This is a genomic window from Thermoplasmataceae archaeon (assembly GCA_038729425.1).
Taxonomy (GTDB): Archaea; Thermoplasmatota; Thermoplasmata; order Thermoplasmatales; family Thermoplasmataceae; genus B-DKE.
This window is the reverse complement of sequence record JAVYSB010000007.1, coordinates 27,725-35,789: the sequence shown is the minus strand read 5'-3', so window position 1 is coordinate 35,789 and position 8,065 is coordinate 27,725. Positions and strand designations below refer to the sequence as shown.

General features: G+C 44.4%; 7 protein-coding genes. All 7 read right to left on the bottom strand.

The features are described 5' to 3' along the window. Nucleotides 1-655 precede the first annotated feature (655 nt). Complete coding sequence (locus QW597_06690; GenBank protein ID MEM0156265.1) at nt 656-997, bottom strand: hypothetical protein; 342 nt, start codon at nt 995-997, stop codon at nt 656-658. Beyond that, a complete protein-coding gene (locus QW597_06685; protein ID MEM0156264.1) occupies nt 963-2,408 on the bottom strand; it encodes an ABC transporter ATP-binding protein in 1,446 nt (481 codons plus the stop codon). The genes QW597_06690 and QW597_06685 overlap by 35 nt, the downstream gene beginning before the upstream one ends. A 2-nt stretch (nt 2,409-2,410) precedes the next feature. Next, a complete protein-coding gene (locus tag QW597_06680) occupies nt 2,411-3,973 on the bottom strand; it encodes an ATP-binding cassette domain-containing protein (protein MEM0156263.1) in 1,563 nt (520 codons plus the stop codon). Nucleotides 3,974-3,988: 15 nt separating this feature from the next. Continuing rightward, entirely contained in the window at nt 3,989-4,996 is a 1,008-nt protein-coding gene (locus tag QW597_06675) for an ABC transporter permease (GenBank protein ID MEM0156262.1), read from the bottom strand. A 10-nt stretch (nt 4,997-5,006) separates the two neighbouring features. After that, the gene (locus QW597_06670) at nt 5,007-6,101 is read right to left on the bottom strand and encodes an ABC transporter permease (GenBank protein ID MEM0156261.1); all 1,095 of its coding nucleotides are present in this window, start codon (nt 6,099-6,101) and stop codon (nt 5,007-5,009) included. Nucleotides 6,102-6,232: 131 nt separating this feature from the next. Next, nucleotides 6,233-7,081, bottom strand: a complete 849-nt coding sequence (locus QW597_06665; GenBank protein ID MEM0156260.1) for a thiamine pyrophosphate-dependent enzyme — start codon at nt 7,079-7,081, stop codon at nt 6,233-6,235. Between the two features lies 1 nt (nt 7,082). Beyond that, the coding region (locus QW597_06660; protein ID MEM0156259.1) for a 2-oxoacid:acceptor oxidoreductase subunit alpha at nt 7,083-8,065 on the bottom strand (983 nt) is incomplete at its 5' end.

Genomic DNA, 8,065 nt, shown 5'->3' with positions numbered 1-8,065 from the left:
TTCAAGCATTGATTTTTTGTTTATACTAATTGATCCTCAGTTGGCATGCGGTGGTCAGTTTTACAAGGTAATGTTTTCCGGATCGCTCCTATGGAATTTAAGGTATTTACGGTCAAGCTCCTGCTACGTCAGCTTTCAGGTGCCCCTATGACATGTCTGTACATTGCGAGATCCATATAGAAGCCCCAGGAAGCAATGGATCACAAGCCATCTCGATGCAATTGAATTCAAAAGTGAAGGTCTGCATTCAAGTTATACTCTTATCATCAGATCCCCATAATCTGTATGCTCTTTTGCTCTCTTATTTTATAGTATGAGCAAAGTGAATATTGTTGGATGTTGGCCATGGATGGGGGCTCTGTTCACGCAAGTTTCAATTTCCTGATATTTCTCTAATAAAAGGGAATTCGACTTGGATCATCTTGAATCTAAATCCAGGCTTTATTCTTGGGGAAAACGATCCGATGGTAATATGAACCGTCATGGGATTCGTGCTTGCATTCATCACAGCTCTCCAGATATGGGTTTGCGCTGATCATCCTATCTCTTATTTAGCTCGGCATTCACGTCACTCCGAGTGCTTATAAAACCGAAATTAAGCGTTAAGTACTCTGCAAGCAATGGCTGAACTGTAGATATCTGGCCAGGTCCACTCTCATAACCCTTTCTTTGGCCAGCGTTTCCTATAAAACTTGATCTCGTAGAAAATTAATATAAGGTCAGTAAACAGGCTAACTAACAATACATAAACAGCGAATATACTGAAGTTTGAGAAATAGTATCCAGTAGTCAGATTAATGCTGTAGAATCCCGGGATATCGTCAAAGGCTTCTCCCACTAAAAGACCGTCAAGAAAGATGCACCCAAGTATATAGAATCCCCTGATGGAATCCCCAAAAATATACGATAGTAATTCTTTTCGTGAAAGGTCCTTTGCAGAGACTTCTTTGTATTCATCCTCTTTATACCGAATAAGCGGCTTGTTCTGTTGCGGCATTTGCCTTCTCCGTGCCCGCCTGCTCTCCTACCGGTTCATAAAGAAGGCACGATACGAAATGATCTGGGCGGACTTCTTTGAGCGTAGGAGTCCTAGGTTTTATCAGTTTAATAGTGAAACCGTTCATTGTAGCATTGGGAGTTATCTCTTTTATGGCTTTGAAACGTATGCCGTTTCTCTTTGATTGTTCCCTGGATATGACCGTTTTCATAATATCCAGCAACTCATCATTGTTACGATACGTTCCCTGAAATGTGACGTCTATCGTGTTCCCTTCCTCGTCAATAACTATTTCACCAAGTTCCGGGAGGTTCTTGATTTCTTCGTTACGGAACCTATCAAACATGGTTTGCAGTGATCCAACAAAATCTCGTGGTGACCAGCCGCAATCAGCCATGGCAACAGGGCATCTTGCATGGAAATGGCAGCCCTTTGGCGGGTCAGAAGGGCTCGGTATCTCTCCTTCCAGTGCAATATGCTTTACCTTAGTCTTTGGATCGGGAACAGGTATGGCTGATAATAGCGCTTTTGTATATGGATGGAGCATATCGGTGAATAGCGTGTCAGTTTCAGCGAGCTCAACTATTTTCCCAAGATACATAACTGCTACCCTATCTGACATCATCCTTATGACACTGAGATGATGCGAGATGAACAGGTATGTGATCCCTCTTCTGTCCTGAATATCTTTAAGGATGTTGAGAATCTGTGCCTGCACTGAAACGTCAAGCGCAGAAGTTGGCTCGTCAAGAACTAGGAGCTTCGGTTCAATTGATATGGCCCTGGCAAGGCCTATTCTTTGTCTCTGGCCACCGCTGAATTCATGCGGAAACCTGTACATGTGATCCTCATTAAGCCCAATTTCGCTGAGCAGCTCCATGGTCTTTTTATGAATCTCCCCATCCTTCATATCCGTAAGAAGGCGCATTGGTTCGGCTATAATATCCTTCACCAGTTTTCTTGGATCCAGAGAACTGAATGGATCTTGAAAAACGGGCTGCATAGTCTTTCTAATTTTAATCAGCTCTCTTCCGCTCTTGTTGGAAAGTGAGTATTTCTCTTTAAGCGGTTTAAGTTCTTCCATTATAGACTTTCTTTCTGGATTATCTTCATCAAGATCCTGGAGTCTTGTCTCTAGATTTATGATGTTATCCATGTCTTCATCCGGAATGTCAAAAAAAATGTCCCCATCGGTAGGGTCGGTGAGCCTGAGTATGGTTCTTCCCAGTGTAGTTTTTCCGCAGCCGGTCTCTCCAACTATCCCAAGCGTCTCTCCCTCTCTGACAGTAAACGTGACGCCATCAACTGCCCTCACACTCCCTACTGTCCTGAATCCTGTGCTAATCGGAAAATACTTCTTCAGGTTGAATACAGATAAAACTATTCTTCTTTTATTTCTTTCCACTTCCATGATCAGTTCTCCTCCACTTCTTGAGAATAGAGGAAGCAAGCCACTTTATGACCTTCACCTAATTCTACTAGTTTTGGTTTCTTTTCAGAGCATATATCCATACTGAATTTGCATCTAGGATGAAACCTGCAGCCACTAGGTGGAGTTATAAGGTTTGGTACCGTTCCAGGGATTGACTCAAGTTTCAGGTTTCTGTCCCTCTTCTTATCTGGCCTCGGAATAGAGGACATGAGACCCATTGTGTAAGGGTGTTTCATGTCAGAGAATATCGTTTCTACCGGTGCCTCTTCGACTAGATTTCCAGCATACATCACGCCAACTCTCTGGCACATCTCTGCTATGACCGCTAGATCGTGAGTTATGAAAAGGATGGAACTGTTCATGACCTTGTTCAGGTTCTTAATTAGCTCCAGAATCTGTGCCTGCGTGGTCACATCTAACGCAGTGGTTGGCTCGTCAGCAATCAGCATTTTCGGATTAGATGAAAGTGCCATGGCGATCATGCACCTCTGAAGCATCCCACCGCTTAATTCATGTGGGTAGGAATCAATCACCCTCTCGGCACCGGCAATGTTGACTAGCTTCAGGAGTTCCAGTGTTCTCCGTCGCGCTTCGTCATTAAAGGGTTTCTGGTATCTTTTTTTCTGGAACTTCATCTTGAGCTTGAACGTAATATTCTTTGTGGCTGAATCTCTCCTGATCTGCGAGATTTCTGCGCTCACCCTGTTAATGTTTGTCGCATCGCCAGCTTCTTCATATACTGACAATTGTCTGAGCAGATCAGCCAATTTATCTTCCTGCTTATAGTACTCTCTGACCTCAAAAACCGCATCCAGGTCTACCCCCTGTTTCTCATCCTGTATGAGCTCATAGAGCCCAAGCTTCTTTTCGTCGATTGAACTCTGGCTCCTGATCAGCTGGACGATACTCAGTTCAGCGTTAGGGACTCCATATTCCCTGGTCCAAGAATTTATTTCCTTTCTGACTGAATCAACGTCTTTAATCGCGCTTGCATATTCTATAAAAGAGTCAGTAACCTCTTTAGTTAGTTTTTCCCTTCTTATTATTGAATTGGCAATATCTATACGGTCATGTAGAAGTATGGACTCGCTTATCTGATCGCCTACCTTCAGAACTGGGTTCATTGCGAGGAAAGGTTCCTGAAAGATCATCGCTATCTTCTCACCGCGAATCTTTGAAATAACGGCATTATGCCTCTTGATTAGGCGCTTGTTTCGCTTTATTTTGACATCTGTTTCGCTTTTAACGATGACTTTGGCCAATTTCTTGAGATCTCCGATAACATTGTAACCGTCAATGTATATTTTTCCAGCAGTTATCCTACCTGGCGGATCTTGAATTAGATCCATTATAGAAAGGGCCGTCACACTCTTTCCACATCCGCTTTCACCAACCAGTCCATAAACCTCTCCTCTACCGATTTTGAGAGATAGATTATCTATGGCCTTTACTATACCTTTCGAGGTGAAAAACCTAGTCTCAAGATTCTCTACTCTCAGGTAACTACCTTCCTCTTTCTCCTGAAGTTTATCCTGCGCTAACATTATATTTACCTTCATCTACCTTCTAAGTTTTGGATCAAGAACATCTCTGAGTCCGTCGCCCATCAGATTAACAGCAACTATAAAAATAAGCAGAGCAATTCCTGGCATAAGAACCGGCCACCATATTGAGCTTCCAAGTATTTGACCATTTAATACATAAGGAGCACCGAAGTATGGCTGGCCCTCAGCAATGAGATTTCCAAGCTCAGGGAAGAAAGTTCCGCCAAAATTTATACCCAAGTAGTCCAGGCCCGCGAAAATTCCCACAACAGTTCCTAGATCAAGGGAAAATTGTACGAATATTGCGGAAAGAACATTTGGCATTATATGAACGAACACGTTCCTCATTCCTGACGACCCTGAAGCAGTTGCTGCTTCCACAAATTTCTGGGATTTTATAGTGAGAGCAGTTCCCCTGCTCAATCTTGCGTATATGGGCCACCATATTATAACCAGTGCAATAACAATATCATCAATTGGGGCCACATGAAGCGCAACCTGAAGAATAGCAACCATCGCAATGGCAAAAACGAAAAACGGTAAGCTGAAGAAGATATCGGTTATCCTCATCACAGTCTCATCAGTTATACCGCCAAAATATCCGGAAACGGTTCCAATTATAACTCCTATTATTGCTCCAACGCCAACTATAAGGATTGACGCACTCATGTCAAATTTCAATGATTCCAGTATCGCCGGGAGTATGGGAAAATTGAACTCTGTTGTTCCAAGCCAGAAGTACCATCCTTTATTGAACGACGGTGCAACGGGAGTGGCTGATGAGGAAACGACCTGTCCGTGCAAGAGATAAACCATGGAGGAAAGATTAGTGACACCAAGGTACTGGGGATAAACGGTATCCATTATTGCTATGACAAAATAGATAAGAGTTATTATAAAGCCGACAAAGGCTAGCCTTGACTTGAAGAATAACTTGAACGTGATCTTCAAATTCTCCAGACCTGGGTTACGTTTTTCCTTGCTTTCCTGACTCAACAGGGAAGAGCTAACTTCTGCATCCATTTTTCATACCTCAATACCTTATACGCGGGTCAATAAGAGCATAAACAACATCAACAATAAGATTGGCAAACACAAGCAGTAGGCCAAAGATCAAAGCGGTATCTGCAATTCCGTAGACCTGAAGACTTGGATAAACTGAGTAATATGCCAGAAGGCCAATGCCCTGATAAGAAAACACTCTTTCTATCAGGACAACTCCACTGAGCAATCCAGAAAACAGAAGACCTAGAACCGTTACTGTTGGTATAAGGGCATTTTTCCTGATGTGCCTCTTTATAACAATGTCTTCTGGAACACCTTTCGCCCTAGCAGTCTTCACATATTCCTGGTTTGCAGCATCAACCATGCCTGCCCTGAGGAATCTCAATATACCGGCAAGCGCACCCAGAGCCAGGGCAATGCTAGGAAGAACCAAATGCAGGAATCCCCCCCAAGCAGCTGCAGGGTCCCCATTCAGCAAAGCATCAAGCACGAAAATATGAGTTGGATATGAAATATCGCCAGTTGCCTGGGATAAGTGGAACCAGCTTGGAACATTGGTTGTGACAGAACTTGGATACACTCCGGAAAGGGGGAAAACCTGCCAAGGCAACCCACCTATCGTGTTCTTGCCGAAGATTACAAGGAGGATTATTGCAAATAGAAAGCCTGGTAACGCATAAAAAATTAGACTGAATACCCTTCCAACCTGATCTGCCATAGAGTTTGGCCTTGCCCCGATGTAAGTACCTAGGGGGATGGATATTACAAAGGCCAGGATGATGGCAAACACCGCGAGTTGCACCGTATTGGGAAAGTACGTGTCCACAAGGGCCAACACCGATCCAGTATATCCTCCACCGGCACTCATGTAGCCCCAGTTTCCGGTGAATATATTTCTAATGAAGTCAAGGAACTGTACAGGAAGGGGGTAATTCAAACCCAGGGCTTGCACTGCCTGTGCATACTCTAAGGCCCTTTGCGCAGGCGTTCTACCCGTAACGTAAGGTCCAGTGAGGTATCTGACAGGGAGGCTATGCATAAGGATAAAAACAATCAGGAGAAGACCGATAAGTGTAGGAATAAAAATGAGTAACCTGCGGATGATGTAATACCGTAGCTCCATGCAGTTAGAGAAGTGAACTTTATTATTTAATTGTTTGCAAAGTCCTAAATCAGCCCATTATCATAAAGTCGGTTATATCAAAAAAGAGTAAAAAATACATGTTATTAATTACTATGAATAATAATCAAATATTACAAGAATTCCTCGAGGTCCTTTTGCGTCAGCTTATGTAGGGGTGACTGTACCAAAGGTCCCTTTGTCAACACAGGATCATATTCCTCGTACATCTTCTCGGAGTTCTCATATAGGATTCCAATGGGTATCCTGTCTCCCAATTCCTGTGCTATGCGATGTGCCTGCATCAGATCCTTACGATCATTGCCTTCCAGATGGTAAACTCTCTTCCTGAAGAAGTCGTAGGTGTTTATCTTGTTGAAAGTCACACAAGGGCTGAACACGTCTATGAAAGAGAATCCCTTGTGCTGGATGCCTGCCTTTATGATCTCCTTGAGGTGCTTGGCGTCCCCTGAAAACCCTCTGGCGACAAATGTTGCTCCCGCTGTGAGGGCAAAGTCGATGGGGTTCAGGGGTTTCTCTATGTTTCCATTAGGGGTTGTCTTTGTGACCATACCAATCTCGGATGTTGGCGAAGCCTGTCCAGTTGTAAGTCCGAAGATCTGGTTGTCTGAGACTATGTATGTTATGTCCACATTCCTCTTCGCCGCGTGGAAGAAGTGCTGTGTACCCTCAAAGAAGCCGTCTCCGTCGCCGCCATATCCAATCACCGTGAGTTTGGAGTTGGCCCACTTTATAGCTTCAGCAACCGGAAGTAGTCTTCCATGCAAACCATGAAAACCGTATGTGTTTATGAATTCCGGGAGATTACTGGAACATCCGATCCCTGAAGCAATGACAGTATCCTTTGGCTCAATACCTAGTTCCACGAGCGCGCCGCTTATGGCTGATAGCTGGGCAAAATTGCCGCATCCCGGGCACCAGTCAGGCTTGACACTTCCCCTATAGTCTGCAATTGTAACCATATCAATTCCTCCTGATAATTGATTCAAGTTCTTCTGCGAGTGCTCCTGGATAGAAACTCTCACCGTCGTACTTCGTTACCAGTTCCGTCTTGACCAGGAACTCAGATCTGATCAGACGATTCATCTGTCCAGAATAGTTGTTCTCTACAACGATTATCTTCTTCTTTCCTGAAAGGAGCTTACCTATGTCGGGGTTAAGCGGATAAACTCTGCTTATCTCCACTGCACCAGCCTTTATTCCCCTTGATCTGAGTGAATCTATGGCCTCTTCCACCACTCCCTGGGTCGATCCCCACTGTACAATGGCATATTCAGCATCGCTGAATTTATAAGTGTCCGTGGAAGGTATCTCTTTCATATATATTGCCATCTTCTTCATCCTCTTCTCCATGGATTTCTTTCTGAGCGTCGGATCGGTGTCAGCATCGCTCACCACTGCGCCGAATTCATTATGCTCGTCAGAGTCCTCATTGTGCATCAGGCCGACCTGCCCGGGTAGAGCCCTGCTGGATATTCCATTTTCAGTATACCTGTATCTCCTGTAATCCGGCTCATTGTCCTTTGCGTGCATGCCTCTCTCTAACTTGAAATTCAGATCAAGATCATCAATTGTCTCATAATGCTCTGCAAGGTACAGATCAGACATGACAAATACCGGAATCTGCAGCCTCTCCGCCAGGTTAAGTGCTTCTCTTGTCAGGTAGAATGCTTCTTCCACAGTTCTCGGGGCGAAAACAACCTTCGGGTAGTCCCCCTGTGAAGCCCCTATTACCTGCATGAGATCGCCCTGCTCTGTCTTGGTTGGCAATCCTGTTGACGGTCCTGACCTCTGTGCCTCGTAGACCACCAGTGGTACCTCCATCATGCCTGACATCCCGACAGCTTCTGTCATCAAAGCGAAACCTCCACCTGATGATCCCGTCATGGCACGCACGCCTGCATAGTTCGCGCCAATGGCCATGTTTATAGCAGAAATCTCGTCCT

Excerpts from the sequence above, each read along its gene's own strand:
- QW597_06690 (MEM0156265.1), bottom strand. The coding sequence starts at position 997 with ATGCCGCAACAGAACAAGCCGCTTATTCGGTATAAAGAGGATGAATAC.
- QW597_06685 (MEM0156264.1), bottom strand. The coding sequence starts at position 2,408 with ATGGAAGTGGAAAGAAATAAAAGAAGAATAGTTTTATCTGTATTCAAC.
- QW597_06680 (MEM0156263.1), bottom strand. The coding sequence starts at position 3,973 with ATGTTAGCGCAGGATAAACTTCAGGAGAAAGAGGAAGGTAGTTACCTG.
- QW597_06675 (MEM0156262.1), bottom strand. The coding sequence starts at position 4,996 with ATGGATGCAGAAGTTAGCTCTTCCCTGTTGAGTCAGGAAAGCAAGGAA.
- QW597_06670 (MEM0156261.1), bottom strand. The coding sequence starts at position 6,101 with ATGGAGCTACGGTATTACATCATCCGCAGGTTACTCATTTTTATTCCT.
- QW597_06665 (MEM0156260.1), bottom strand. The coding sequence starts at position 7,081 with ATGGTTACAATTGCAGACTATAGGGGAAGTGTCAAGCCTGACTGGTGC.